The 22,868-nt window shown below is 66.8% G+C and carries 26 protein-coding genes and 1 tRNA gene; 6 read left to right on the top strand and 21 right to left on the bottom strand.

Going from position 1 to position 22,868, the window contains the following annotated elements:
• Positions 1 to 103: 103 nt before the first annotated feature.
• Together AC5P8C_RS09345 and AC5P8C_RS09340 are read left to right on the top strand one after the other, a co-directional pair.
• Positions 104 to 871, top strand: a complete 768-nt coding sequence (locus tag AC5P8C_RS09345) for a CPBP family glutamic-type intramembrane protease (protein WP_495218608.1) — start codon at positions 104 to 106, stop codon at positions 869 to 871.
• Between the two features lie 92 nt (positions 872 to 963).
• Positions 964 to 1,386, top strand: a complete 423-nt coding sequence (locus AC5P8C_RS09340; protein ID WP_495218607.1) for a response regulator — start codon at positions 964 to 966, stop codon at positions 1,384 to 1,386.
• 76 nt (positions 1,387 to 1,462) lie between these two features.
• Here the strand turns inward: AC5P8C_RS09340 and AC5P8C_RS09335 are convergent, their stop codons facing one another.
• Entirely contained in the window at positions 1,463 to 2,401 is a 939-nt protein-coding gene (locus AC5P8C_RS09335; protein ID WP_495218606.1) for an alpha/beta hydrolase, read from the bottom strand.
• 82 nt (positions 2,402 to 2,483) lie between these two features.
• On the bottom strand, positions 2,484 to 3,323 hold the full coding sequence (locus tag AC5P8C_RS09330; RefSeq protein ID WP_495218605.1) for an alpha/beta hydrolase: 840 nt from the start codon (positions 3,321 to 3,323) through the stop codon (positions 2,484 to 2,486).
• Positions 3,324 to 3,604: 281 nt separating this feature from the next.
• Here AC5P8C_RS09330 and AC5P8C_RS09325 point away from each other — a divergent pair, with 281 nt between their 5' ends.
• Positions 3,605 to 3,895, top strand: coding sequence for a hypothetical protein (locus AC5P8C_RS09325; RefSeq protein ID WP_191862570.1), 291 nt, complete (start codon positions 3,605 to 3,607; stop codon positions 3,893 to 3,895).
• A gap of 78 nt (positions 3,896 to 3,973) precedes the next feature.
• The gene (locus tag AC5P8C_RS09320; RefSeq protein WP_191862568.1) at positions 3,974 to 4,291 is read left to right on the top strand and encodes a hypothetical protein; all 318 of its coding nucleotides are present in this window, start codon (positions 3,974 to 3,976) and stop codon (positions 4,289 to 4,291) included.
• 76 nt (positions 4,292 to 4,367) lie between these two features.
• Here AC5P8C_RS09320 and AC5P8C_RS09315 read toward each other — a convergent pair.
• A tRNA-Lys gene (locus tag AC5P8C_RS09315) sits at positions 4,368 to 4,443 on the bottom strand.
• Positions 4,444 to 4,621: 178 nt separating this feature from the next.
• On the opposite strand from AC5P8C_RS09315, the gene AC5P8C_RS09310 reads away from it, so the two are divergent.
• Positions 4,622 to 5,620, top strand: coding sequence for a DUF2268 domain-containing putative Zn-dependent protease (locus AC5P8C_RS09310; RefSeq protein WP_495218603.1), 999 nt, complete (start codon positions 4,622 to 4,624; stop codon positions 5,618 to 5,620).
• Between the two features lie 63 nt (positions 5,621 to 5,683).
• Here AC5P8C_RS09310 and queC read toward each other — a convergent pair whose 3' ends face one another.
• The 18 genes from queC to aspS form a co-directional block, all read right to left on the bottom strand.
• On the bottom strand, positions 5,684 to 6,349 hold the full coding sequence (queC, locus tag AC5P8C_RS09305; RefSeq protein ID WP_019660123.1) for a 7-cyano-7-deazaguanine synthase QueC: 666 nt from the start codon (positions 6,347 to 6,349) through the stop codon (positions 5,684 to 5,686).
• Positions 6,350 to 6,427: 78 nt separating this feature from the next.
• Entirely contained in the window at positions 6,428 to 7,129 is a 702-nt protein-coding gene (gene queE, locus AC5P8C_RS09300) for a 7-carboxy-7-deazaguanine synthase QueE (protein ID WP_019660124.1), read from the bottom strand.
• Between the two features lie 176 nt (positions 7,130 to 7,305).
• The gene (ybgF, locus tag AC5P8C_RS09295) at positions 7,306 to 8,124 is read right to left on the bottom strand and encodes a tol-pal system protein YbgF (RefSeq protein WP_019660125.1); all 819 of its coding nucleotides are present in this window, start codon (positions 8,122 to 8,124) and stop codon (positions 7,306 to 7,308) included.
• 3 nt (positions 8,125 to 8,127) lie between these two features.
• Positions 8,128 to 8,646, bottom strand: coding sequence for a peptidoglycan-associated lipoprotein Pal (gene pal / locus AC5P8C_RS09290; protein WP_005418510.1), 519 nt, complete (start codon positions 8,644 to 8,646; stop codon positions 8,128 to 8,130).
• Positions 8,647 to 8,710: 64 nt separating this feature from the next.
• Entirely contained in the window at positions 8,711 to 10,030 is a 1,320-nt protein-coding gene (tolB, locus tag AC5P8C_RS09285) for a Tol-Pal system beta propeller repeat protein TolB (protein ID WP_019660126.1), read from the bottom strand.
• A gap of 287 nt (positions 10,031 to 10,317) precedes the next feature.
• On the bottom strand, positions 10,318 to 11,373 hold the full coding sequence (gene tolA / locus AC5P8C_RS09280) for a cell envelope integrity protein TolA (RefSeq protein WP_233653834.1): 1,056 nt from the start codon (positions 11,371 to 11,373) through the stop codon (positions 10,318 to 10,320).
• Positions 11,363 to 11,791: a protein TolR gene (tolR, locus tag AC5P8C_RS09275; RefSeq protein ID WP_005410751.1), complete on the bottom strand. Its 429-nt coding sequence runs from the start codon at positions 11,789 to 11,791 to the stop codon at positions 11,363 to 11,365. The genes tolA and tolR overlap by 11 nt, the downstream gene beginning before the upstream one ends.
• Before the next feature lie 24 nt (positions 11,792 to 11,815).
• Positions 11,816 to 12,595, bottom strand: coding sequence for a protein TolQ (gene tolQ, locus AC5P8C_RS09270; protein ID WP_495218601.1), 780 nt, complete (start codon positions 12,593 to 12,595; stop codon positions 11,816 to 11,818).
• A 10-nt stretch (positions 12,596 to 12,605) separates the two neighbouring features.
• The gene (gene ybgC, locus AC5P8C_RS09265; RefSeq protein WP_005410753.1) at positions 12,606 to 13,037 is read right to left on the bottom strand and encodes a tol-pal system-associated acyl-CoA thioesterase; all 432 of its coding nucleotides are present in this window, start codon (positions 13,035 to 13,037) and stop codon (positions 12,606 to 12,608) included.
• Complete coding sequence (ruvB, locus tag AC5P8C_RS09260) at positions 13,027 to 14,067, bottom strand: Holliday junction branch migration DNA helicase RuvB (protein WP_495218599.1); 1,041 nt, start codon at positions 14,065 to 14,067, stop codon at positions 13,027 to 13,029. The genes ybgC and ruvB overlap by 11 nt, the downstream gene beginning before the upstream one ends.
• Positions 14,068 to 14,396: 329 nt before the next feature.
• Positions 14,397 to 16,316 (bottom strand): potassium transporter Kup, encoded by a 1,920-nt coding sequence (locus AC5P8C_RS09255; RefSeq protein WP_058981547.1) that lies wholly within the window; start codon positions 16,314 to 16,316, stop codon positions 14,397 to 14,399.
• Between the two features lie 49 nt (positions 16,317 to 16,365).
• Complete coding sequence (gene ruvA, locus AC5P8C_RS09250) at positions 16,366 to 16,959, bottom strand: Holliday junction branch migration protein RuvA (protein WP_019660131.1); 594 nt, start codon at positions 16,957 to 16,959, stop codon at positions 16,366 to 16,368.
• Between the two features lie 13 nt (positions 16,960 to 16,972).
• The gene (gene ruvC, locus AC5P8C_RS09245; protein ID WP_495218598.1) at positions 16,973 to 17,494 is read right to left on the bottom strand and encodes a crossover junction endodeoxyribonuclease RuvC; all 522 of its coding nucleotides are present in this window, start codon (positions 17,492 to 17,494) and stop codon (positions 16,973 to 16,975) included.
• A gap of 105 nt (positions 17,495 to 17,599) precedes the next feature.
• A complete protein-coding gene (locus AC5P8C_RS09240) occupies positions 17,600 to 18,331 on the bottom strand; it encodes a YebC/PmpR family DNA-binding transcriptional regulator (protein ID WP_495218597.1) in 732 nt (243 codons plus the stop codon).
• 249 nt (positions 18,332 to 18,580) lie between these two features.
• Positions 18,581 to 19,213, bottom strand: coding sequence for an esterase/lipase family protein (locus AC5P8C_RS09235; RefSeq protein ID WP_188250405.1), 633 nt, complete (start codon positions 19,211 to 19,213; stop codon positions 18,581 to 18,583).
• Positions 19,214 to 19,288: 75 nt separating this feature from the next.
• The gene (locus tag AC5P8C_RS09230; protein WP_495218596.1) at positions 19,289 to 19,810 is read right to left on the bottom strand and encodes a GNAT family N-acetyltransferase; all 522 of its coding nucleotides are present in this window, start codon (positions 19,808 to 19,810) and stop codon (positions 19,289 to 19,291) included.
• A 31-nt stretch (positions 19,811 to 19,841) separates the two neighbouring features.
• Positions 19,842 to 20,162 carry a hypothetical protein gene (locus AC5P8C_RS09225; RefSeq protein ID WP_019660136.1) on the bottom strand — a complete coding sequence of 107 codons (321 nt, stop codon included), beginning with the start codon at positions 20,160 to 20,162 and terminating at the stop codon, positions 19,842 to 19,844.
• A gap of 16 nt (positions 20,163 to 20,178) precedes the next feature.
• A complete protein-coding gene (aspS, locus tag AC5P8C_RS09220; protein ID WP_111098900.1) occupies positions 20,179 to 21,930 on the bottom strand; it encodes an aspartate--tRNA ligase in 1,752 nt (583 codons plus the stop codon).
• A 159-nt stretch (positions 21,931 to 22,089) separates the two neighbouring features.
• On the opposite strand from aspS, the gene AC5P8C_RS09215 reads away from it, so the two are divergent.
• Positions 22,090 to 22,833: a DUF3011 domain-containing protein gene (locus AC5P8C_RS09215; protein WP_495218594.1), complete on the top strand. Its 744-nt coding sequence runs from the start codon at positions 22,090 to 22,092 to the stop codon at positions 22,831 to 22,833.
• The last annotated feature ends 35 nt before the right edge of the window (positions 22,834 to 22,868 follow it).

Below are 22,868 nucleotides of genomic sequence, written 5' to 3'. Positions count from 1 at the left end.
GACTGTGCGGCAACACATGACCGATGGCGCAGGGACTTCCGGCGCGTGCCAGCGTCCCTCGCCATCTTCCACACTGCAAGCTGGTTCCGCAGGGAGTACGTGCATGACCGTCCTGTCCCGCCTGCCCAGCGCCGCGCGCCTGCTGCTGGTGCTGTTCGGCGTTGGCGTTGGCCTGAATCTGCGCGACATCGCAGCCGCCGCAGGCACGCCGATTCCCGCCTTGCCCATTGCTTACGGCGGCAGCCTGCTCGACAACGCGCTGGCCGTGCTCGTGGCACTTCTGCTGGCCGCGCTGCTGCGGCCACGCGGGATGGGCCTGATGGCCAGCCTGGGGCTGCGCGGCAACGGCTGGAGCGGCCCGATGTGGGTACTGCTGGCCAGCCTGCCCTGCTGGCTGGGCCTGGCGCTGCTCGGTTCACCGAACACCGCGCTGACCGCGTTGGACGCCACGATGCTGGCAGTGCTGTTCCCACTGGCCGAGGAAGTGCTGTTCCGCGGCCTCGGCTTCGTGCTGCTGGTGAAGATCGTGCGCGCCCCCTGGCCATGGCTCGCACTGCCGCAGGCGCTGTTGTTCGGCTGGGTGCACTGGCTGGGTTTCGGCGGGTTCGACGGCGGCGGCCTCGCGCTGTTCGTCGGGGCGGTGATCGCCCTAGGCGGCTTCATCTTCGCCTGGCTCGACCACCTCGACGGTGACACCTTGTGGTGCGGCCTGGTCCTGCACGTGTCGATGAACCTGGCCTGGAACGTGTTCAGCCTTGATGACGCCGTTGCACTGGGCTGGCAGGCCACCGGCCTGCGCATCGGCACCGCCCTGTTCGCGGTCGCGATCCTGGCCTGGCACGTGCATCGCCGGCGCCAGACGCGGTTGTAACGCCCACTTAGCTTGCCGTGCACGCCGGGATCACTACCGGCTTGCGCATACTTGCGCGCCTTTTCACCGTTGCTGTCCGGAGTTGCCGCGTCATGTTGCTGTCCAAGCGCCACGTCGAACCCCGCGTCCTGCTCATCGAGGACGCCGAGGAAACCCGCGAACTGAGTCGGCTGGCGCTGGAAAGCCAGGCCTGCCACGTGGCGGGCGTGAGCTCTGCCGAAGCGGCATTGGGCCTACTGGCCGCCGGTGAGCGTTTCGATCTGCTGTTCACCGACGTCAATCTGGGTGCAATCAGTGGCATCGAAGCCGCCAACCGGGTCCGCAGCCTGTATCCCCAGCTGCCGATCCTGGTGACGTCGGGCATGGACCAGCACCAGGTGCTGCCGCAGCTGCGCGACGGCATCCATTTCCTGCCCAAGCCGTACAACATGAGCGAGCTGCTCGACGCCATCCGGCTGTGCTTCCGGCATGCCGATGTGGGCGTATTGACCGGGCCGGATGCACAGGCGGCCTGAGGCGTTCATCCACGCATGGCGTGGATCTACTGCAATGGCCCTGTAGATCCACGCCATGCGTTGATGGCGCCCATCATCAACCGCTGCTGTACGGTCCGGTACCCGGGAACACCTTCAGCAGTGCGCGGGTGATCATGTCCGGGTAGACGGTGAAGTGATCCTCGTCATCGATCACCATGTTCTCCACCTTCAATGATCGCCCGCTGCTGCGCAGCTGCTCGGCGAATTCTGCGTTGTGGCGCAGCATGTCGTTGCGGGTGAAATAACGCGGTTCGGGCTTGACCGTTTCAAAGCTGCCCACCGACAGCACCACCGTGGTCGGCTGCGCCGGCGCCTTGGCTTCGGCCTGCATGCGCGGCACCCGATGGTCGTCGAACCACAGCGATGGGCTGGACAGGATGTAGGTGCGGAACATATCCGGGCGCGTGGTCAGCACGTAGGCGCCGAACAGGCCACCATAGGAATGACCCGCATAGGCACGCCGCGCCGGATCGGTGCGGTAGCGCGCATCGATCATCGGCAGTACCTGCCCAGCGAGGAAATCGCGGTAGTGCGCCGCGCCGCCGTAGCTGACGTCATCGCTGTAATCACGCGGATCGGTGCGCGCCGGGTCGCTGGGCGTGTAATCGCGCGAGCGGCTCTGCTTGGAGGTCAGCCCTTCCTGCGGCGGCAGCCCGACCAGGATGAAATCCTCCAGGTTGACACCCTTCTGGCCCACCAGGTTGCGCACGCTGCGCACCAGCGGGAAGCTGTACAGCGCGTCGGTCACGTACAGCACCGGATAGTGCTTTTCCGGATGTGCGGCGTAGTCGGCCGGCAACGCCACCCACACCGGATAATCGCGGCCGATCGGATCGTGCACGCGCAGCGCTTCGGTATCCGGCAGCACCACGCCCGACACAGCGGCGGCCGGGCTCTCCTTCGCTTCACTCTGCGCTGCCGGCGGCGCCACCGACATCGCACAGCCACTCACGGCCAGGCAAGCCGCCACACTCCATCCACGCACACGCTGCATCCACACGCTCCCATTGCGGGCGGCGCACCGGATGGCGCCGCTGCCGCATCCTTGCATGGTGCGCAATCCACTGCCAGTGCGGTCAGGGCGAGGCCGGCGGCGCCGGGAACAGTGTGCGCAGCGCCTGCAATGCGGCCGGATGATAGATCGTAGCGTGGGTTTCTTCCGGCAACGGCAGGTACTTCACCAGCGGCGACGGCGAAGCCTGCTGCAGCAACTCGGCCAGTCGTGCAGTGGATGCGGCCAGCTCCGGCTGCCCACTGCCGGCCAGGAATACGCGCGGCTGCGCTCGCGTCACCGCCGGCAGCTGTTTGGCTGCGCCGGCCAGCATTGCGCCACGGTTCCACCACAGGCTGGGGTCCAGCGCGATGTAGCTGTTGAACAACGTTGGCTCCTGCAGCAGCGTCTCGACCACGAACAGGCCGGCCAGCGATTCACCGATCAGCGCGCGTTCGTCGGTAGTCGGGTAGCGCTGGCGCACCTGCGGCATCAGCTCTTCGCGCAGGAACGCGCGGTAGGCCGCCGAACCACCAATGCGCGGCGCGATCTTCCGGTCCTGCGGGTCGTTGCTGGGGCCGGTCATGTCGCGGCGGCGCTCGGTGTTCTCGATGCCAACCAGCAGGAACGGACGCATGCTGCCGTTGCCGCTCAGCACCTGCACCAGCCCGGCCACATGCAGGAAGTCCTCACCGATGCCGCCATCGGCCATGTACAGCACCGGCAGCGGCGCCTTCGGATCCAGGCCCCACGGCTGCGGGCGGTAAACATTGATGCGGCGGGTTTCGCCCAGCGCCTTCGACCCGATGGTGAAGGTCTCGCCGATGGCCAAAGGCGAGGCGGCAGCGGGCGGCGCGGTTTCTGCAGCCATCAGCGGCGCGGCGGAGACAGCGGACAACAACAGCGACAGCACGATCAGACGCATGGGGCGGCCCATCCTGAGAAAGTGCCGAGCATAACGCCAAGGCCAAGGCGTCGGCCGATTCGGCATGCCTGCACGTATGCTACGGCGCTGCGCGATGCTTGAACTGTATCGGGAGATGACTGCAATCGCGTTTGCTAACATTCATCGTTTCCTCCAAGGAGTTGGGACATGGGGGATTCAGCATTTAGCACTGGATCATTCTTCTGGCGGTCGTCCTGATCCCGGTCGGCATCGCAGCCGTCATCGCAGCGATTGTTCTCAGGCGAAAGTAGATCCACGCCATGCGTGGACGCGCATTCTGGGGATGCCTCAAGCGCATCCGCGATGGCGACGGCGCCGACGGCCTGCCCTGGCCGGAAACCGATCTGCCGCCCGGGCGGGAACAGGCGATGGCACACGCGGAGCGTGCCGCCGTTGGCATGTTGACCGTGGCGGAAATGCTGCACGCCGCGGAACGCTGCCGGTCGATGGCCACGCCCGACCGCCATCTGGATGAGGGGCTAATCGATGGGTTGTTCTTCGCCTGCCGCGGGCTGGCGGAACTGGTGTGCCGGGATATCCGGCCGGCGTAGCCGCCGTTGCACCCAGATCCGGTCCATACTTGGGACGGACTGGTTGCCAGTCCCTTTGAAACCTACAAGGAGGTTTGCATGTTGAGCGCCCTGCTCATTGTCGCGCTGGCTGCCAGCTCGGCCGCGCCCGTACCGTATGCCGATTGCCTGCTCGGCAACATCCAGCCCGGGCTGTCTGATCGTGCCGTGCAACTGGTGCAGGAGGCCTGTGCTGCAAAGCATCCGGAGAGCTTCGCCGCAGCAATGGAACTGGAACGCAGAACCAGTCTGCAGCGGCTCACCTATTTCGAGGCGGCAAGAGCGGAGGCGGCACGTTCTGCGAATGCAGCAGCAACGGCCGCACAGGAGGCTGCTGACGCGGCGGCGGCTAAAGCGAAGACTGCGCGGACGAAGTAGTTGCCGTGGAGAAGCGCAACAAAAAAGGCACCGCATTGCGGTGCCCTTCTGAATGACCTGGGTCATTGGATGCAATTGGTGGGCCGTGAAGGATTCGAACCTTCGACCAAAAGATTAAAAGTCTTCTGCTCTACCGACTGAGCTAACGGCCCATTGCACTGCCCCAGCCTTTCGGCGGGGTGGGCATTCTACCCTACTTTGGCGGGCCGGGTGAAACCCCAGCGTGTCGAGGATGCCGGCCAGCGGCCGGCACTACCCGATCTGGCGAACCCGCTTAAACCTTCCGGGCCTCACGCGCATCCCAGCTGTGATTCCTGCCCGGAGCCACGGATGCGCCTGCCCCTCTGCCTCGTTGCCGCCCTGCTGCTGCCCTGCAAGGCACTGGCCGCCCCGCCCCAGGTCGTCACCGACGACATCGGCCGCTTCTGGGCCACCTATGACGCGGTACGCGCCGAGCCCGACGTTGAACGCCAGGTCGCACTCGTGCAGGAGCGCTACATCGATCCAGGCAGCCCCGGCCTGCATGCGCTGATGCAGGTGCGCAACTATACCGCCCGCGAATACGCCGAGGCCATGCGCGCGTGGCCGCGCTTCTGGACGTCGGTACGCCCATTGACCGCCAACGCGCAGCAGGCCAGCGCCACTCTGGAGCGGGACCTGGCCGCCTTCCGCACGCTCTACCCCGCCCTGCGCCCGGCCACCATCACCTATGCCGTGGGCGTGCTGCGTACTGGCGGGACCACGCTGGGTGACAAGGTGCTGATCGGTGCGGAGATGGCGCTGGGCGATGAGCGCGTGGACGTGAGCGAGTTGCCGGCGAAAATGCGCGATCGCCTGCGGATCTTCTACGACAGCCGTCCGGGGGCGAACAACGCGCAGAACAACCTGCACGAGTACGTGCATACCCAGCAGCGCGAGACTACCGGCAGCCTGGCGCAGTACGCGGTGCGCGAAGGCGTGGCGGAGTATGTGGCCGAACGGCTGAGTGGGCGTCGGCCGGCGTTGCCACTGTACAGCTACGGGCCCGCGCACGAGGAGGAGATCCGCGCGCGTTTTGTCGCTGAAATGGACGGCGATGACCTGGACAACTGGCTGTACAACAACGGCCGAAATCCGTTCGGGGTGAGTGATGTGGGGTACTACGCCGGGTATCGCATCGCGCAGGAGTACATACGACAGCAGGCTGATGAGAAGGCGGGGATCGCGCGGATGATCGAGCTGGACTATGCCGATGCGGGGGCGGTGCGGGCGTTCATCGAGGCATCGGGGTGGTTGCCTGATGAGGCTGCCGGCCAGCGGCCGGCACTACCAGACTCCAGCCGCTGGTAGCGCCGGGACAGAGAGTGCGAACCAACGGTTCGCACCCACCATTGGGGCATCAGCCCCATCACCTCAGGCATACAGCGTGGGGTCCGGCACGCCGGCTTCGGCGAAACCCTGCGCGCGCAGGCGGCAGGCATCGCAGTGGCCGCAGGCGGCGCCGTTGGCGTCGGCGTTGTAGCAGGACACGGTCAGGCCGAAGTCCACGCCCAGGCGCACGCCTTCGCTGACGATCTGGCCCTTGCTGAGGAACTGCAGCGGCGCGTGTACCTTGATGCCCGCACCTTCCACGCCCGACTTGGTGGCCAGGTTGGCCAGCGCCTGGAACGCGGCCACGAACTCGGGGCGGCAGTCCGGATAGCCGGAATAATCCACCGCGTTGACGCCGCAGAAGATGTCGTTGGCGCCGAGCACTTCGGCCCAGCCCAGGGCCAGCGACAGCATGATGGTGTTGCGCGCCGGTACGTAGGTGACCGGAATGCCGGCGCCGCCGGCCTCGGGTACGTCGATGTCATCGGTGAGCGCCGAGCCACCGATGCTGCGCAGGTCCACGTCCACGGTCTTGTGCGCGACCACGCCCTGGGCCTCGGCCACGCGGGCGGCGGCATCCAGTTCGGAGGTGTGGCGCTGGCCATAGCGCACGCTCAGGGCATGCACGGCGAAGCCCTGTTCCTGGGCCATGGCGATGACGGCGGCTGAATCCATGCCGCCGGAGAGAAGCACGACTGCCTTCTTCATGGGTAAAACATCCGGTTGGGAGGGGAAAGCCAGCACGCTGTCCCGCGCCGGAGTTACATCAGGGAACGTTGCCTAGGCTCATCGGCCCGGCTCGTCGTTCCACAGGATTTTATGCAACTGCATCTGGAAGCGCACCGGCAGGCGGTCTTCGACGATCCAGTCGGCCAGCTGGCGCGCGGTGATCTCGCCCTTGCTGGGCGAGAAGAACACGGTGCAGCGCTTCACCAGCTCGTGCTCGGCGACCAGGGCCTTGGCCCAGTCGTAGTCCTCGCGGCTGCAGATGACGAACTTGATCTGGTCGCGTGCGGTCAGCAGCGGCAGGTTCTCCCAGCGGTTGCGCGCAACTTCGGCCGACCCCGGGGTCTTGATGTCGACCACGCGCGATACACGCGGGTCCACCGCGCTGACGTCCAGCGCGCCGGAGGTTTCCAGCGAGACATCCATGCCGGCGTCGCACAGCTTCTGCAGCAGCACCAGGCAGCGCTTCTGCGCCAGCGGCTCGCCGCCGGTCACGCAGACGTGGCGCACGCCCTGGGCCAGCACCTCGGCCACGATGTCGTCGATGTCCCACCAGGTGCCGCCATGGAAGGCATAGGCCGTATCGCAGTACTGGCAGCGCAGCGGGCAGCCGGTCAGGCGCACGAACACGGTCGGCCAGCCGGCGGTATCGGCTTCGCCCTGCAGCGAGGTGAAGATCTCGGTGATCTTCAGGCGTGGCAGGGGCGACTGCACAATCTCACTGGGCGTGGCGGCGGCGCTGGATGGGGTAACGGCGGTCATGGCGGGCACTTCTTGGTGGGACACGTGGCGGGTGGGCTACCGTGGCCGGTAACGAAAGCAGCCGAGCATGGCTCGGCTCTACAACAGCAACCGGGCGGGTTTGCCGGTCCGGAAACGAAAGCAGCCGAGCATGGGCTCGGCTCTACAGGGCACCCATTGTACGCCCGGTCAGCGGATCAGCGGATCTGCTTGCCCAGGCGGATGGACTGCAGACGGTCCTGCGCGGTGCGCGCGGCGTCCGAGCCGGGGTACTGCGCCACGACGGTCTCCAGCGTCTGCTGGGCCTGGTCTACCTTGCCCTCGCCGTACTGCGAGAGGCCGATCTTGAGCAGGCCGCCCGCGGCTTTGTCGTGGGTCGGATAGCGCGAGAGCAGTTCACGGAACTGGGTCTCGGCCATCGGGAAATTGCGGGTGGCGTAGTAGCTCTCGCCCAGCCAGTACAGCGCGTTCGGCGCGTAGACGCCATTCGGGTACAACTCCAGGAAGCTCAGGAACAGCTGCGCCGAATCGTCGTACCTGCCGGCCTTCAAGGCATCGAAGGCAACGTTGTAGGAGGTGCGCTCGTCACCGGTGGCGGCGAGGCTGCCGGCATCACCATGGACGGAAGGCGGCCGCTCGGAAGTGGCCGCCGCTGCGGGTTTTGCCGGGGCCGGTGCGGCCTTGGGCGCGCTCGCCGGAACGGGCGGCAGGGCCGGGGCGGCGTTGCCCCCTTCCAACCGGTTCAGGCGGCTGTCCAGATCCAGGTACTGGTCCTGGGCGGACTGCTTGAGCTGGGCGTTGTCGTGCTGCAACTGCTCGATCGAGGCCTGCAGGCTGGTGACCTGCTGCCGCAGCTGATTGATCTGGTTCAACAGGTCCTGGTTGGCACTGTTGTTGTACATCTGCTGCTCGAGCGCGCCGACACGGTCAGCCAGGCTCTGTCGCTGTGCGTGCGCCGGTGCGGCAGCCACGAGGGCTGCCGCAACGACCAGCATCAGTTTGATGCCAATGCGCATGGATTACTGCGCGGTGTAGACGATTTCGACGCGACGGTTCTGCGACCAGCAGGACTCGTTCGACTCGGTGCAGACCGGACGCTCTTCACCGTAGGACACGACGGTCAGCTGCGAAGCCGAACCACCGTTGGCCTGCAGGGCCGAGCTGACGCCGTTGCCGCGACGCTCACCCAGGGCCTGGTTGTACGCGCGCGAACCGCGCTCGTCGGTGTGGCCCTGCAGGGTGATGCGCGAGGACGGACGGTCACGCAGGTACTTGGCGTGGCACGCCATGATGGCCTGGAATTCCGGCTTCACGTCTTCCTTGTCCAGGTCGAAGTAGACCACGCGCTGGCGCAGGCAAGCGTCGGTGTCCAGGTCGCCCGGGCCGTACAGGCCAGAGGTCGACGGACCGGTCGGGGTGGTGGTCGAGGTGCCGGTGTCGACCGGGGCTGCCGGCTCTTCCTTCACCTTCTTCGAGCAACCGGCCAGGACGGCCACAGACAGCAGGGAAACAAGCAGAACGCGGGTGGACTTGTTCATGGCGATACCTTTGTGGCTCCTAAGCCGATGAGGGGTTCAAGACAACGAAAATATTAACACTCTTTTAGCGCTGGGTACGGTATGGGGACCATGCCGGTTCGCGCACATCACCGTCAGCCAGGACCAGGCGCTGGCGAACCCGCGCATCGGCCGAAACGGCATACAACACACCACGGCCACCTTCGCGGGCGGCGTACAGCACCATGCTTGCGTTGGGCGCAAAGCTCGGCGATTCATCCAGCGAACCCGGGGACAGCGTGCTCCAGCGGGGCGACCCCAGCGAGCTGTCCATCATCGCGATCTTGTAGCTGTTGCCAGAACCCTGGGCGACGACGATCTTCTTGCCGTCGTAGGACACCGACGGCTTGGCATTGTAGTTGCCCTGGAAGGTCACGCGCTCGGCGCTGCCGCCACCGGCACCAACCTTGTAGACCTGCGGACGGCCGCCGCGATCGGAGGTGAAGTACACCGCGCTGCCGTCCGGTGCCCAGGTCGGCTCGGTATCGATGGCGAAGTGGTTGGTCAGCTGGGTCAGCTGCTTGCTGCCCAGGTCCATCACGTAGATCTCCGGGTTGCCCGAACGCGACAGGGTCAGGGCCAGCTTGCGGCCGTCCGGCGAGAACGCCGGGGCGCTGTTGATGCCACGGAAGCTGGTGACCAGCTCGCGCGCGCCAGTGCCGATGTTCTGGATGTAGATGGCCGAATTGCCACGCTCGAAGCTGACGTAGGCCAGCTTGCTGCCATCCGGGCTCCACGACGGCGACAGCAGCGGCTCGGCCGAACGCACGATGGTCTGCGGGTTGAAGCCGTCGGAGTCGGCCACCATCAGCGCATAGCGCATGGCGTCGCCCTTGCCGCTGGCAGTCACGTAGGCGATGCGGGTCCAGAAGGCGCCGCGGATGCCGGTGATCTTCTCGTAGATGGCGTCGGCCATCTGGTGGGCGACGTCGCGCATGGCGTTGCCGCGGGCAGTCATCGCCAGGCCCAGCAGGCGCTCGCCCTTGGGCACGTCGAACAGTTCGTATTCGACGCGGTAGGCACCGGCACCGGCGTCGAGTACGCGACCGACCACGATGTAGTTCTGCTTCAGCGCGCGCCAGGTGGCGAACTGGATGTCGCCGCCACGCACCGGCTTTTCGACGATCTGCGCTTCCGGCAGCGTGCGGAACTGGCCCGAACGCTCCAGGTCGGCACGGACCACGCCAGCGACGTCGGTCTGCGGAGCGGCCGACGAACCCTGGTAGGGCATCGGCACGATGGTGATCGGCAGCGCGGAGGCATTGCCGCCGATAATGTCGATATCCAGCCCCTTCTGCTGCGCGACGGCAGCAAAGGGCAGCAACAGGGCCGCAAACACGGCAAGCCAGCGAGGCATCTTTTTCATGGAGCGCTCAATAGGGGGAAACCGGAACGAGGGATAGCAAAGCAGGAGTGAACCGCTTCGCAATCATGAACCAAGGGTACGTGAATTCCGGGTCAGTTCCAGCCCGTCCTCTCACGCACCGTTAACGTCGTGGCTAACATCGCACCTGCCTGCCCCGGTCACTCCGCCCAGCGGGGCGGTGTTCGACAGCAGCCTAAAGCCTGCCCGGCCGAAACCGAGCACACCAGAGGCAAGCGCGACATCCGTGGGCAGGAGTGGCCCGAGCCCCCCCCCCTGCCCTGCCCGCCTCAGCGATCCTGGGCGGTAAAAGTGAAGTTGAGCGTGCGCGCGAACACCGACTCGAAGCCGCGGTACGGCAACGGCTGCGCATTGAGCACGGCGGCCTCGATCGAACGCTTGCCGGCCTCGTCGTACGGGCAGTTCGGGCTGACCTTGGCCTGCATCACTGTGCCACCCGGAATCTGGGTGATGGTGATCTGGCAGCGCTGGCCCAGCGGCACCGTGTCCGGCCGTACCCACTGCGACAGTACCTTGGCCTGGATCGCCGCAGCGTACTTGGCCGAAAGATCATCGCTGTTGCCACCACCACCGGCAGCCGGCTGGGACGCACCGCTGGAACCGGCGGCGGCACTGCCGGCGGCATTGCGCGCAGCAGCCACCTGGCGCAGCTTCTGCTCGGCCAGCTTGGCTTCCTTCTCGGCCTGCTCACGACGGGCACGGATCTCGGCGATCTTCTTCTGCTTCTCGGCCTCGGCCTTGTCCGCGGCCTGACGCGCCTGATCGGCCAGCTTCTTCTTCGCGTCTTCTTCCTGCTGCTTGGCCAGGCGCAGCTTCTGCTCGGCCTCTTCCTGGCGCTTGCGTTCGGTCAGGTCGATCTGCTCCTGGCGGCGCTTGGCTTCCTGTTCCTGCCTGGCCTTCTCCTGCGAGATGGCCAGTGCGCTCACCGCTTCCTGGTCCTTGGTGTCCGGCTGCGCGACGCGCTCCTGCGCCTGTTGCTGCTGGGGCGTGGAGGCGTCCTGCGGGCGCGGCTCGGGAATCGGCTGCGGCGGCGGAATGGTGTCTTCCGGCACCGGGATCGGCTCGGCCACCGGCGGCGGCAGGTCTTCCAGCTTTTCCGACTGGCGCAGGGCCTGGCGCGCGGCGGACGCCTCAGACGCGGACAGCGCCAGGCTGGCCTCCACCGAAGGGTCACCGGCGGCGGCATCGGTGTTGCGCTCGGGTGACCAGAACCAGGCCACGATGAAGACCAGCGCGACCAGCAGGTGCACCAGCAGTGCCAGTGCCAGGGGCAGGCCCCAGCCGGGTTCGCGCTGATGCGAAGGTGGCAGGGCTTCAGCGTGCATCGGTGGCCAGGCCTACCTTGTCTACCTTGGCGCGTTTGATCACATCCATCGCGGCGATGACCTTTTCATAGGCCACGGCACGGTCGGCGGCGACGATCACGCGCACGCCCTTGTCCTGGGCGGCGATGCCGGCCAGGCGGCCCTCCAGTTCCTCGGCCGACACGGCGGTCGGTTCCTTGGCGTCGGGCAGCTTCAGGCTGAGCTGGCCGTCCTGGCGCACCGAGACGATCACCGGGTCCTGCTTGCTTTCCAGCGCCTTGGCGTTGGATTGCGGCAGGTCGACGTCGAAGCTCAGGGTGAGCAGCGGCGCGGTGACCATGAAGATGATCAGCAGCACCAGCATGACGTCGATGTAGGGAACGACGTTGATTTCCGATTTCAGCTTGCGGCGCTTGCGGCGACCGATGGCAGCGGACATGGCTTGGACTCCCGGGTCAGGCGCTTACTCGTCGCCAGCGCTCTGGCGCTGCAGGATGGAGCTGAACTCTTCGGCAAAGGTCTCGAACCGCACCGACATGCGCTCCACGCGGGTGGTGAAGCGGTTGTAGGCCCACACCGCCGGGATCGCCACGAACAGGCCGATGGCGGTGGCGAACAGGGCTTCGGAGATGCCTGGCGCGACGGCGGCGATACCGGCCTGCGCACCGCTGCTGATCATGTCGTGCATGGTCACCATGATGCCGAACACGGTACCGACCAGGCCCACGTACGGGGCAGTCGAACCGATGTTGGCCAGCAGTTCCAGGTTGCGCTCAAGCTGGTCCACTTCGCGGGTGTAGGTGGTGCGCATGGCACGCTGCGCGCCTTCCAGCTGCGCACGGCCATCCAGGCGGCGCTTGTCGCGCAGGCGGGTGTACTCGCGGAAACCGGCTTCGAAGATGGCTTCCAGGCCGCTCACGCTGCGGCTGCGGTCGGTGGCGGCGCTGTACAGCTTGCCCAGGTCGGCGCCTGACCAGAAGCGGTTCTCGAACTCGTCGGCTTCGCGGGTGGCCTGCTTGAACACGCGTGCCTTGCGGAAAATGATCACCCAGCTGACGAACGAGCCGACCAGCAGCAGCAGCACGATGATCTTCACCGGCAGGCTGGCCTTGGCCATCAGTTCGAGGTAGTTGATGCCGCCGCCGGTGGTGGCCTGGGCAAGGGTCTGTGTCGCGGCGTTGCTGACGTCGGCCGGCAGTGCCTCGGTGACCGTGGCCTGCAGGGCCAGGAGCGTTGCGATCATCCGTTGTTCCTCAGTGTTCGGATTCGGGGTGGAGGTGGGGTTGCAGCACGGCAAGGACGGCCTCGTCCATGCCACGCGGGCGGAAACTGGCCGCGTCCAGTGCGGCGATGCGGACCTGGGCCGACAGCAGCAACTCGCCGTCGCGCAGGATCTGCTGGTCGAAGACCATGCTGGCCTTCTTCAGCTGGACCAGGCGGGCACTCACCTGCAGGGTGTCATCCAGCCGTGCCGGCCTGATGAAATCCATCTGCATCGAGCGCACCGCGAAGACCATCCCATGCTCGGCGCGCATGCGCTCCTGGCCGTAGCCGAGCGCACGCATCCATTCGGTCCGGGCCCGTTCCATGAAGGCCACGTAGCGGGCGTGGTAGACCACGCCGCCAGCGTCGGTATCTTCCCAGTAAATGCGTGTCGGCCAACTGAATAGTGGCTCAACCGACATCGGGAACCTCCGCGAACAGGTCCTGCGGCGGATTCTTCGGCTTCAGGCCCATGTGCCGGTAGGCCTTGTGAGTCGCCATGCGGCCGCGCGCGGTACGCACCAGGAAGCCCTGCTGGATCAGGTAGGGCTCGACCACGTCTTCCAGCGTGCCGCGCTCCTCGGACAGCGCCGCGGCCAGCGACTCGATGCCGACCGGGCCGCCATCGAAGTAGTCGACCAGGGTCCTGAGCAGGCGCCGGTCGAGCTCGTCGAAGCCTTCCGGATCAACCTTGAGCATCTTCATCGCGGCCTGCGCCACGACCTCGTCGATGTGGCCGCCCGCCTTTACCTGCGCGTAGTCGCGCACGCGGCGCAGCAGGCGGTTGGCGATACGCGGGGTGCCACGCGCGCGGCGCGCGATCTCCCCTGCCCCATCGGCGGTGCAGTCGATGGCCAGGATCGCCGCCGAACGGCGCACGATGCGGGTCAGCTCTTCGACGCTGTAGAACTCCAGCCGCTGGACGATGCCGAAGCGGTCACGCAGCGGTGCGGTCAACAGGCCGGCACGGGTGGTGGCACCGATCAGGGTGAACGGCGGCAGGTCGATCTTGATCGAGCGGGCAGCGGGGCCCTCGCCGATCATGATGTCGATCTGGAAATCTTCCATCGCCGGGTACAGCACCTCCTCCACCACCGGCGACAGGCGATGGATCTCGTCGATGAAAAGCACGTCGTGCGGCTGCAGGTTGGTCAGCAGCGCAGCCAGGTCGCCAGCCTTCTCGATCACCGGGCCGGAGGTCACGCGCAGGGCCACGCCCAGTTCGTTGGCAATGACGTGGCTGAGCGTGGTCTTTCCCAGGCCGGGCGGCCCGAAGATCAGCACGTGGTCGAGCGCGTCGCCGCGCCCCTTGGCCGCTTCGATGTAGATCTCCATCTGCTCGCGCACCGGGGCCTGGCCGAGATAGTCGGCCAGGCGCTTGGGGCGGATGCTGGCGTCGGCGGCGTCATCCTCGCGGGTGGCGCCGGCGCCGATGATGCGGTCGTCGGTCATGTGCAGATTATGCGGCAAAAGTGCGGGGTTCGGCCGGGCTGCGCCCGGCGCCCGCAGAGGCAACGGCAACATCCAGAGCAACAGCCGAAGCGGGCTTCCTGGGGAATGGCGGGGTGGGTCCGGTTGCGGGGGACGCCGTAAATACGTCCATGTAGGCTCGGTCGCGCCATCCATGGCGCTCACGCCCCCGCAACCGGACCCACCCCGCCTTCGACAGTTTCCTGCGGTCTGTCGGAACGGCGTTCTGCTTTGGTGGGGGCCGACCGTTGGTCGGCACGGTAGATCCACGCCATGCGTGGACGGATCTCTGGAGGAATCGACGGTGGAGATTAAATCTCCACCTGCGCGCCGAGTTCCACCAGCCGGTTACCCGGAATCCGGAAGAAGCCGGTCGCCGGCGCGGCATTCCGGTGCATCAGCGCGAACAGCTTGTCGCGCCAGATCGGCATGCCGCGGTTGGCGGTGGCCACGATGGTCTCGCGGCTGGCGAAGAAGGTGGTGTCCATCGGGTCGAAGTAGATGCCGCCGTGGTCGCACGAGCGCATCAGCGCCAGTGGGACGTCCGGGGTCTCCATGAAGCCGAAGCGCACATAGACCCGGTAGAACTCGTCGCCCACCGATTCGATCTTCAGCCGCTGCCCTTCCATCGCATACGGGATCGGCAGGGTTTCCACATGCAGGAACACGTTGCGTTCGTGCAGCACTTTGTTGTGCTTGAGGTTGTGCATCAGTGCGTGCGGGGCCACGGTCGGATCCGCAGTGAGGAACACGGCGGTGCCCGGCACGCGTACCGGAGGCGCCAGCATCAGGCCAGGCAGGAAGGTATCCAGGCGGATGCCGTCCTTGCGGATCTCATCGCGCAGCAGCTCGCGGCCCCGGCGCCAGGTACGCATCATGGTGAACAGGAAGATGCCCAGCACTACCGGGAACCAGGCGCCCTGCAGCAGCTTGGCGCCGTTGGCGATGACAAAGCCGAGGTCGATGATGAAGAACACCACGCACAGGGGCAGCAGCCAGGCGCGTGCCTTCGGCCACAACGAGCGGGCCACCAGGGCCAGCAGCAGGGTATCGATCAGCATGGTGGCCGACACCGAGATGCCGTAGGCCACGGCCAGGTTGGACGAGCTGCGGAAGGCCAGCACCAGGCCGATCACCATCACCGCGATGCCCCAGTTGATGCCCGGGATGTAGATCTGGCCGATGGTGTCGTGCGAGGTGTGCTTGATGCGCATGCGCGGGATGTAGCCCAGCTGCATCGCCTGACGCGAGACCGAGAACGCACCGGTGATGACCGACTGCGAGGCAATCACCGCCGCCATGGTGGCCAGGATGATCATCGGGTACAGCGCCCACGACGGCACTGCCTCAAAGAACGGGTTCTTCAGCGCCTCGGGATGGTTGAGCACCAGTGCGCCCTGCCCCAGGTAGTTCAGCACCAGGCACGGCAGCACGAAGAAGTACCAGGCATGGCGGATCGGCTTGGCACCGAAGTGGCCCATGTCGGCGTACAGCGCTTCGCCGCCGGTCACCGCCAGTACCACCGCACCGAGGATGAAGATGCCGTGCCAGCTGTGCTCCATGAAGAAGCGGATCGCCCACCACGGGTTGAAGGCTTTCAGCACTTCCGGCGCATCGACGATGTTGTAGATGCCGATCGCCGCCAGCGAAATGAACCAGACCGACGTGATCGGGCCGAACGCCTTGCCGATCTTCTCGGTGCCGAAGCGCTGCGCGGCGAACACCATCAGCAGCACCACCACCGTGATCGGCACGATGAAGGCATGCAGGCCGGGCGCGGCCACCTCCAGGCCTTCGACCGCGCCAAGCACCGAGATCGCCGGGGTGATCACGCCGTCGCCGAAGAACAGCGAGGCGCCGAAGATGCCAAGGATGCCCACCACGTAGGCCGAGCGCGACCCGTTGCGCAGCGTGCGCTGGGTCAGCGCCATCAGCGCCATGATGCCGCCCTCGCCGTCATTGTCGGCGCGCATGATGATGGTCACGTACTTCAGCGTGACCACGATGTTCAGTGCCCAGAACGCCAGCGAGAGCACGCCCAGTACCGTGTCGTGGTCGCTGTTGAGCCCGTAGTGCGGCGAGAACGCCTCCTTCAGGGTGTACAGCGGGCTGGTGCCGATATCACCGAAGACCACGCCGATCGCACCGATGATCAGCGCCAGGCCTCCGGCGGGAGGAGCGTGACCGTGGCCGCCGGGGGCAGCTGCGTGCGTGGTTTGACTGCTGGACATGGGACTCCTGGCGAGGCTCAGGCGGTTCGTTGAGAGAAAGGAAGCCGACTCAGCGCAGCGCGGACTGCAGCGCCTTGCGGATCACGGTGGCCACTTCATCGCCTTCAGTGAAGGCGTCGCGGGCCATGCGGGCCGCTTCAGCAGGCTTGTAGCCCAGCTGCTGCAGCGCCACGGTGGCATCGGAAAGCGGGTCGGCCGCGGCCGGGCCGCTGCCGGTGGGCAGCGCGCCGCCGGCACCGAACTGGGCGGCGCGGTCGCGCAGTTCCAGCACCATGCGCTCGGCGGTCTTCTTGCCGATGCCCGGGATGCGGGTCAGCGCGGTGATGTCACCGGCCTGGACCATGCGCGCGAATTCCTCGACGGTGACCCCGGAGAGCACGGCCAGCGCGATCTTCGCGCCGATGCCACTGACCTTCTGCACGTCGCGGAACAGCCGCCGTTCGCCCTCGCGCAGGAAGCCGTACAGCGAGACGCTGTCTTCCTTCTGCGCGTAATGGGTGTACAGGGTGACCTCGCGGCCGAGTTCGGGCAGGTCATAGAAGGTGCTCATCGGCGCCTCCAGCTCGTAGCCCACTCCGTTCACGTCCACCACCAGCCACGGCGGCGCCTTGTAGGCGACGATGCCGCGCAGTCGACCGATCATTGCGTGCAGCTCCTCATTTGCGGCCCCACGCCTGGCCGGCACTGAGCCCCAGGCGGTTGGCCGTTGCCCTTACGTGGGCATGGGTGATCGCCACCGCCAACGCGTCGGCCGCGTCGGCCTGCAGCTTGGTTTTCAGGTTGAGCATGAGCCCGACCATGTGTTGAACCTGTTGCTTTTCGGCACCACCACGACCGACCACCGCCAGCTTGATCTCGCTGGCGGCATATTCATGCACCGGCAGGTCACGCAGCACAACGGCGGAAATCGCCGCGCCCCGGGCCTGGCCCAGCTTCAGCGCCGAATCGGGGTTGCGGGCCATGAACACGCGTTCGATGGCCACTTCCTGCGGCTGGAACTCGCGGCACAGGTCGGCCAGGCCGAGCACCAGCAGCTTCATGCGCTGCGGGAAATCCTCCGCGCCCAGCAGCACCAGCGGCTGGTGGTGCACGTAGGTGACGCGCCCGGCGGCGTCGACATCGATGATGCCGACCCCGGTCCGCTGTGAACCGGGGTCGATGCCGAGGATGCGGGTCATGCTGCGCTCCTGGCAGGGTGGAACGGGGTGCGCTGGGAGGCGTATGGGCTCATGACTGTCCGCGGTGACCGTTCAACGGCCCGCGCCCAGGCCGTCGAGGACGGCTCAGGCGTAGGCGTCGGCGCCCAGTTCGGCGTTGGAGTACACGTCCTGCACGTCGTCCAGATCTTCCAGCATGTCCAGCAGCTTCTTGACCTGCAGGGCGACCTCGCCCTCGACCTTGATGTCGTTGTCCGCGCGGAACGTGATTTCCGCGTGATCGGCGACATGGCCGGCGGCGGTCATCGCGTCCTTGACCGCGTTGAAGGCGTCAGGGCTGGTGACCACGTCGATCGAGCCGTCGTCCGGATAGACCACGATGTCATCGGCGCCGGCCTCGATGGCGGCTTCGGTGATGGCCTCCTCGTCGGCGCCCGGGGCGAAGCTGAGCACGCCCAGGCGCTTGAACATGAAGGCCACCGAGCCTTCGGTGCCCATGTTGCCGCCGCACTTGCTGAACGCATGGCGGACATCGGCCACGGTGCGCACGCGGTTGTCGGTCAGGCAGTCGACGATCACGGCCACGCCACCGGGGGCGTAGCCCTCGTAGCGGACTTCCTCGTAATCGACGCCTTCCAGTTCACCGGTGGCCTTCCTGATGGCGCGCTCGATCACGTCCTTGGACATGTTCACGGCCAGGCCCTTGTCCACCGCCACGCGCAGGCGCGGGTTGTTGTTGGGGTCGCCTCCACCGCCGCGCGCGGCGACGCCGATCTCGCGGATGATCTTGGTGAAAATCTTGCCACGCTTCGCGTCGGACGCGTTCTTGCGGGCTTCGATGGAGGGGCCTCTACCCATGGGTGCTACCGTCTGGCTGCTTCAGGATCAAGGCGCGGATTCTACCTGATCGGGCGCTGCAACCGTGTCTAGGCCCGATGGATGCCGCTGCGCTCGCCGGGCATGGCCCGGCGCTACCGCTGGCGATCTGGTGGTGCTTTTCCCGGTAGCGCCGGGCCATGCCCGGCGAAGAGCGTGCGAACCAACGGTTCGCACCCACCCTGGCAGGCCGTTCGCACGCACCCTGGCAGGCCGTTCGCTCCCACCAACTTACGCGGCGACGGCGTCGCGGCTGTGGTCGAAACGGCCATGACGCAGGAAATGCGCGGTCTGCCGCGCGGCGTCGGGCGATACCACCAGGCCGCTGTGGCTGGTGCGCACCACGCAATGGTCGGCCAGCCCCGGCAGGCGGGTCTCGGCCAGTGCCACGGTGCCGTCGGAGGCATCGTCGATGGCACCCAGCAGGCTGCCCAGCCCATGCGGTACCGAGCCGGCGATCAGGCCAACCTCCGCCCGGCCCTGCCAGTCCGGCAGGCCATCGAGCAGCAGCTCGCTGCTGCGGCCCAGCGCCAGGCCCCAGCCGTGCTCGGACAACGAGCGTGCGGTACCACTGCCGCGCAGCGGCGAACCCAGGCAGACCACGCGCTGCACCGGCAGCTGCGGATTGCGCCGCAGCGCTTCCAGCGCCAGCAGCCCGCCCAGGCTGTGGCCGACCAAACTCAGCGGGCCGGCGTCGGCCAGCCGCTCCAGCAGCTGCGGTACGGCCACGTCCGGGCCACCGAACACCGAGGAATAACCAAACGCGTGCACCTGGAAGCCGCGCGCGCGCAGGCGCCAGGCCAGCGGCCCGACCCAGGCGCGGGCATTCCAGATGCCATGCAGCAGCAATACGGGGGGAGTCATGCAAACAGCCTGGCGGTCAGCGGGGCAGGAACGTACGGTGATTGAACACGCGCGCGCAGCAAGCGGCAGTGAACATCAGGCCGCGCGCGGTGCGCGGCGCAGGATGAATTCGAGATCGTTCGTGTCGCCCACCGGGAACAGGTATTCGCCGGCCTTCTCGAAACCGTAGCGGGCGTAGAAGCGCTGTGCGCCGAAGTTCTCCGACCACACGCCCAACCACAGGGTGCGCGGGCCCTCGTGTTCCAGCCAGGCCAGCGCGGTTTCCAGCAGGCGGCTGCCCCAGCCGCAGCTCTGCTGCGTCTTGATCAGGTACAGGCGCTTGAGTTCGCCGTCACCGGGCTTCACGTCCGGGTGCGGCAGACCGCAGGGGCCGGCGGCGGCATGGCCGACCGCCCCCCCATCCAGTTCCAGCAGCCACACCGCGTAATCGGGGTGGGCCAGGATCACGCGCTGGCGCTCGACCGCGTAGGCCTCCTCCAGGAAGGCCTGCAGGTCCTGCGGCGGGTACAGATGGCCGAAGGTTTCAGTGAACGTGCGGGCGGCCAGCGCCGACAGGGTCGGCGCGTCGTCCACAGTGGCGCGGCGGATCGAATACATGCAGGAAGTTGACGCCAGGGCGAAGCAGGGGTCAAGCCTTTTCAGGCGACTCCGCTTCTTCTTCCCCGTCCTCTTCCTCGTACTCCTCTTCGTCCTCGTCCTCTTCTTCCTCGCCTTCCTCGTCCTCGTCGTACTCTTCCTCTTCGTCGTCCTCGTAATCCTCGACGCCGAAGTCTTCACCGTCCCAACGGCCTTCGCCGTCGGCGACGAAGGTCAGGGCCATCGCCGCCGGGTTGGTACCGACGCGGACCAGCCAACCACCGAACACCCGTGCACGCTCGGTGACCAGGTTGGCCTCGGAGCCTTCATTGCCCAGCTTTTCCCACTCCAGCGAAAACGCAAACTCGGTCATTGCCTGGATCTCCTGATCAGTTGGTCTTGGGGCGAACCTGGATGTGCACTTCGGCCAGCTGCGCGTCGACGATCGGCGACGGCGCGTCGGTCATCAGATCCTGTGCACCGGTAGTCTTCGGGAACGGGATGACGTCGCGGATCGATTCGGTGCCGGCCATCAGCGCGGCGATGCGGTCGATGCCGAAGGCAATGCCACCGTGCGGCGGCGCGCCGTAGTTCAGAGCGTCGAGCAGGAAGCCGAACTTGGCACGGGCTTCTTCGGCACCGATGCCCAGCAGCTCGAACACCGCGCTCTGCATGTCCGGACGGTGGATACGGATCGAACCGCCGCCGATCTCATTGCCGTTGAGCACCATGTCGTAGCCGCGCGAAACGGCGGTACGGGCGTTGGCGCGCAGGTCGGCGATGTCGTCCACTGCCGGCGCGGTGAAGGGGTGATGCAGGGCGACGTAACGCTGTTCTTCCTCGTCCCATTCGAACATCGGGAAGTCGGTGACCCACAGCGGCGCCCAGCCGTCGGCGACCAGGCCGAAGTCCTTGCCGGCCTTCAGGCGCAGCGCGCCCATGAAGTCGGAGACCTTGTTGTAGCCGCCGGCACCAAAGAACACGATGTCGCCGTTGCCGGCGCCAACATGGGCGACCAGCGCAGCGAAGGAGGCCTCGCTGAAGAACTTCTGGATCGGCGAGCTGATTTCGCCGTTGTCGGCGATCTTGATGTAGGCCAAGCCCTTGGCGCCGTACTTGGCGGCGTGCGCGGCGTACTCGTCGATCTGCTTGCGGCTCAGCGCTGCGCCGCCCGGGATCCGCAGCGCGGCGACGCGGCCTTCGGCATCGTTGGCCGGGCCGGTGAACACTGCGAACTCGCTGTCCTTGACCAGTTCAGCCACGTCGACCAGCTCCAGCGCGATGCGCAGGTCCGGCTTGTCCGAACCGTAGCGACGCATCGCCTCGGCCCAGGTCATGCGCGGGAAGCTGGCATCCAGCTGGACGTCGACCACTTCCTTGAAGATGGCGCGGATCATGTCTTCGACGAAGTCCTGCACGTCGCGCTCGCGCACGAAGGCGAATTCCATGTCCAGCTGGGTGAACTCCAGCTGGCGGTCGGCACGCAGTGCTTCATCGCGGAAGCAGCGCGCGATCTGGTAGTAGCGGTCGAAGCCGGCCACCATCAGGATCTGCTTGAACAGCTGCGGGCTCTGCGGCAGGGCGTAGAACTCGCCCGGGTGCATGCGCGCCGGCACCAGGAAGTCGCGGGCGCCTTCCGGGGTGGCCTTGGTCAGGATCGGGGTCTCGATGTCCTGGAAGCCCTTCTCGTCCAGGTGGCGGCGCAGGGCCTGCACCAGCTTGATGCGGGTGCGCTGCATGCGCTGCATTTCCGGGCGGCGCAGGTCCAGGTAGCGGTACTTCAGGCGGGTTTCCTCGCCCGGGTTCTCGTGGGCGTGGAACGGCAGCGGCGCGGCCTTGTTCAGCACGGTGATGGCAGTGGCGATCACTTCCACCTTGCCGGTGCGCATCTTGTCGTTCACCGCGTGGCGGGCACGCACCACGCCTTCCACCTGCAGCACGTCCTCATAGCCCAGCGACGCGGCCACGGCGAACACGTCGGCGTTGTCGACTTCCACGGTCACCTGCACGATGCCTTCATGATCTCGAAGATCGATGAAGCAGACGCCGCCCTGGTTACGGGCCACGTCGGTCCAGCCGGCGAGGGTGACAGTCTGGCCAATCAGGGTCTCATCGACCAGGCCGCAGAAGTGGGTACGCATGGGGGGGAAGCTCCGCTGGAGAACGCCGGCACCGGATGGGGGCCGGAAAGCCTCGTATTCTGCGGCCGAGGCCCCGGCCGGGGCAAATCCGGCCAGTCACACCGGCTTGATCGCCCCCCTCCCTATAGTCGGGCACCTGCCACCGTATGGGATGCCGCCATGAAACCGCTGTCCCTGGCCAGCCTGGCCGTAACCCTCAGCCTGGGTGCCCTGGGTACCCTTGCCCTGCCCGCCCCTTCCGCGCATGCGCAGAGCGGCGTGGTCCGCTGCGAAAGCCAGAACAACCGCGAACGGGTCTGCAACACCGGCTGGCGCAATGCGCAGCTGGTGCGCCAGCTGTCCGGCTCGGACTGTGATGAAGGACGAACCTGGGGCAGCCGTAACGGCAGCATCTGGGTCACCAACGGCTGCCGAGCGGAGTTCGTCGAGGCCCGCGGTGGCTGGGGCGGCGGCAATGGCGGTGGCTGGGGCGGCAACAACGGCCGGCCCGGCGAGACCATCCGCTGCGAGAGCCAGAACAACCGTGAGCGCAGCTGCCCGGTCGGCTGGCGCAATGCCCGCCTGGTCCGCCAGCTGTCCGGCAGCCCTTGCGACGAAGGTCGTACCTGGGGCGTGCGCAATGGCGCGGTATGGGTCAGCAATGGCTGCCGCGCCGAATTCGCCGAGGCGCGCGGCTGGGGCGGTGGCGGTGGCGGCTGGGGCGGTGGCAACAGCAACTATTCCGTCACCTGCAGCAGCAACAACAACCGCTCGCAGACCTGCGACTGGGATGAGCGCCAGGGCCGGCCGGTGCTGCAGCAGCAGTTGTCGGGCAGCGCCTGCCAGGAAGGCCGCAGCTGGGGTTACTCGCGTGGCCAGGTGTGGGTGAGCAACGGCTGCCGGGCGCGTTTCGGCACGCGGTGAGGGGTAGCGCCGGGCCATGCCCGGCGAGCGCAGTG

Source organism: Stenotrophomonas sp. YJH_SMC_46, from assembly GCF_059370315.1.
The sequence above is the reverse complement of the archived record's forward strand: the minus strand, read 5'-3'. Positions and strand labels throughout refer to the sequence as shown.

Bases quoted from the DNA above. Each gene is read 5' to 3' on its own strand.
- AC5P8C_RS09345 (WP_495218608.1), top strand. From the start codon at position 104: ATGACCGTCCTGTCCCGCCTGCCCAGCGCCGCGCGCCTGCTGCTGGTG.
- AC5P8C_RS09340 (WP_495218607.1), top strand. From the start codon at position 964: ATGTTGCTGTCCAAGCGCCACGTCGAACCCCGCGTCCTGCTCATCGAG.
- AC5P8C_RS09335 (WP_495218606.1), bottom strand. From the start codon at position 2,401: ATGCAGCGTGTGCGTGGATGGAGTGTGGCGGCTTGCCTGGCCGTGAGT.
- AC5P8C_RS09330 (WP_495218605.1), bottom strand. From the start codon at position 3,323: ATGCGTCTGATCGTGCTGTCGCTGTTGTTGTCCGCTGTCTCCGCCGCG.
- AC5P8C_RS09325 (WP_191862570.1), top strand. From the start codon at position 3,605: ATGCGTGGACGCGCATTCTGGGGATGCCTCAAGCGCATCCGCGATGGC.
- AC5P8C_RS09320 (WP_191862568.1), top strand. From the start codon at position 3,974: ATGTTGAGCGCCCTGCTCATTGTCGCGCTGGCTGCCAGCTCGGCCGCG.
- AC5P8C_RS09310 (WP_495218603.1), top strand. From the start codon at position 4,622: ATGCGCCTGCCCCTCTGCCTCGTTGCCGCCCTGCTGCTGCCCTGCAAG.
- queC (WP_019660123.1), bottom strand. From the start codon at position 6,349: ATGAAGAAGGCAGTCGTGCTTCTCTCCGGCGGCATGGATTCAGCCGCC.
- queE (WP_019660124.1), bottom strand. From the start codon at position 7,129: ATGACCGCCGTTACCCCATCCAGCGCCGCCGCCACGCCCAGTGAGATT.
- ybgF (WP_019660125.1), bottom strand. From the start codon at position 8,124: ATGCGCATTGGCATCAAACTGATGCTGGTCGTTGCGGCAGCCCTCGTG.
- pal (WP_005418510.1), bottom strand. From the start codon at position 8,646: ATGAACAAGTCCACCCGCGTTCTGCTTGTTTCCCTGCTGTCTGTGGCC.
- tolB (WP_019660126.1), bottom strand. From the start codon at position 10,030: ATGAAAAAGATGCCTCGCTGGCTTGCCGTGTTTGCGGCCCTGTTGCTG.
- tolA (WP_233653834.1), bottom strand. From the start codon at position 11,373: ATGCACGCTGAAGCCCTGCCACCTTCGCATCAGCGCGAACCCGGCTGG.
- tolR (WP_005410751.1), bottom strand. From the start codon at position 11,791: ATGTCCGCTGCCATCGGTCGCCGCAAGCGCCGCAAGCTGAAATCGGAA.
- tolQ (WP_495218601.1), bottom strand. From the start codon at position 12,595: ATGATCGCAACGCTCCTGGCCCTGCAGGCCACGGTCACCGAGGCACTG.
- ybgC (WP_005410753.1), bottom strand. From the start codon at position 13,037: ATGTCGGTTGAGCCACTATTCAGTTGGCCGACACGCATTTACTGGGAA.
- ruvB (WP_495218599.1), bottom strand. From the start codon at position 14,067: ATGACCGACGACCGCATCATCGGCGCCGGCGCCACCCGCGAGGATGAC.
- AC5P8C_RS09255 (WP_058981547.1), bottom strand. From the start codon at position 16,316: ATGTCCAGCAGTCAAACCACGCACGCAGCTGCCCCCGGCGGCCACGGT.
- ruvA (WP_019660131.1), bottom strand. From the start codon at position 16,959: ATGATCGGTCGACTGCGCGGCATCGTCGCCTACAAGGCGCCGCCGTGG.
- ruvC (WP_495218598.1), bottom strand. From the start codon at position 17,494: ATGACCCGCATCCTCGGCATCGACCCCGGTTCACAGCGGACCGGGGTC.
- AC5P8C_RS09240 (WP_495218597.1), bottom strand. From the start codon at position 18,331: ATGGGTAGAGGCCCCTCCATCGAAGCCCGCAAGAACGCGTCCGACGCG.
- AC5P8C_RS09235 (WP_188250405.1), bottom strand. From the start codon at position 19,213: ATGACTCCCCCCGTATTGCTGCTGCATGGCATCTGGAATGCCCGCGCC.
- AC5P8C_RS09230 (WP_495218596.1), bottom strand. From the start codon at position 19,810: ATGTATTCGATCCGCCGCGCCACTGTGGACGACGCGCCGACCCTGTCG.
- AC5P8C_RS09225 (WP_019660136.1), bottom strand. From the start codon at position 20,162: ATGACCGAGTTTGCGTTTTCGCTGGAGTGGGAAAAGCTGGGCAATGAA.
- aspS (WP_111098900.1), bottom strand. From the start codon at position 21,930: ATGCGTACCCACTTCTGCGGCCTGGTCGATGAGACCCTGATTGGCCAG.
- AC5P8C_RS09215 (WP_495218594.1), top strand. From the start codon at position 22,090: ATGAAACCGCTGTCCCTGGCCAGCCTGGCCGTAACCCTCAGCCTGGGT.